The sequence below is a fragment of the Paraclostridium dentum genome, from assembly GCF_012922555.1.
In the GTDB taxonomy this organism is placed as follows: Bacteria; Bacillota; Clostridia; order Peptostreptococcales; family Peptostreptococcaceae; genus Paraclostridium; species Paraclostridium dentum.
The window spans coordinates 1-1,557 of record NZ_WIPK01000045.1; the positions used below are offsets into that span (position 1 = coordinate 1).

Here is a 1,557-nt window from a genome sequence, read left to right on the forward strand (position 1 = left end):
CTGAAATAACTGTTTGTGTGTGTGTGTGTGTGTGTGTGTGTGTTATCTGTTAGCGAAGTAGGGTCTGATCTTGAGGCTGATGGTCTTGAGTGAGTACCACGAGCCCTTCCAGTTCATCCACACCATGCCGTCGTCTGTCCCGTGCTTGGCCATGTTCTTGGTGTAAGCTCCGCCCCAGTAGTATCGCCCGTTAGGATTGGCCGAATGGCAGGCGTTGTACCACCATCCACCTCCGTCCTCTTTAGAACACTGCTTGGACGGGTCACCGGGAACCCATCGGTCATTGTCCCTGTCGTAGGTGCTGAACATCATGCCGTTGTGGATGGTCATGGTGCGATTCACCCCAAACAGCTCGGTCGCCCCGGTGAGGAAGGTGTTTCCCGCCGTGCCGGAGTATTTATCCACCGCCAGGATGTAGTTCGAGGCCTCGCCCTGGACGGTGAACTGCTGGTACTGAGCGTGCACCTTGGCGCCGCTCCAGTCCTGCATCTCGATCAGAACCTCGGTTGGACCCGTCTTAGTGATCTGACTGATGCGGTCATTACCGAGCCAGTACTCACCAGGAGTTTCGCAGTGACCTTTCCCAACATCATACGCAACGTTTCCAAAACCTTTCTTGTAATCGTCCCATCGCCGGCCAAAGTCCACGCTGCCGTCCAAACGGTTCTGAATCATCAGCCAGCCTCCATTCTGTGTCGTCTGGTCACAGAAGACCTTAAACGCTGGCTGTGAGGATTCTGGACGCACCAGATACATCTGAGAAGATTCTCCTCCGTTCCTGAAGATATCCTCGCAGTCTTTTCCAGACGCCACGGGGATGGGGCAGGACACCACGCACGGCTGGGCGCACTTCTCCGTCTGAGCCGTGACCGCCTTCTCCAGACGCTGGATCTTCTCGCGCACTTTGTCCAGCACCCCCTGCAGGATTTTAATGTTCTGTGGAAACGTCACATCCACCGATTCTTTCACGAACACATGCTGGGTCTCCAGGTCATCTGTGTACTGACTAACCAAGTCGTTGTTTCCGTCGTTGATTCTCTGCCTCTCGGTGACCTCTGAGGTCAGTTCCACTACGTATTTGTAGACCGAGTTGGAGGTCTGTGATAGAGTTTCCACGTCTCTCTTCAGCTGAGCCACGGTGGGTTTAACGTCGCGCTCCTGCTTCACCAGAGCTGTTTTCAGTTCACAGCCTGTAGGACAGAGGACACCCATTGTCTCTGAAGCGTGGACGCATCCTCCACTCTCCTCGACTTCCTGACTCTCCTCCTGAACCTGACTCGCCGTAGCCGCGGTGGGACGTGGGCCATAACGGCCACGCCCGCTGACGGGAGGAGGAGCGGCGACGGGGGTGTAGACCTCGCGACCTCGGGTTAGAGGCCTGTGACCTCGCGGATCTGTCACGTTGACTTTACGCACTGGTGGTTTTACATCATCATCATCATCGTAGTCAGTGCTTAAACTCTGAGCGAGCGCTACACACACACACACACTGAGGAAGAGGAGAAGCTTCATGATAAAGAGCAGGACACACAGCACAGATCGTCACCCTGCTGTTCG

At 55.3% G+C, this 1,557-nt stretch carries 1 protein-coding gene; it reads right to left on the reverse strand.

The genetic code is table 11. The annotated features are described in order from the left end of the window. Nucleotides 1–42: 42 nt before the first annotated feature. A complete protein-coding gene (locus GFJ41_RS20855) occupies nt 43–1,212 on the reverse strand; it encodes a fibrinogen-related protein (protein ID WP_170075967.1) in 1,170 nt (389 codons plus the stop codon). Nucleotides 1,213–1,557 lie beyond the last annotated feature (345 nt).

Coding starts and splice junctions, on each gene's coding strand:
- GFJ41_RS20855 (WP_170075967.1), bottom strand. CDS start 1,212: ATGGGTGTCCTCTGTCCTACAGGCTGTGAACTGAAAACAGCTCTGGTG.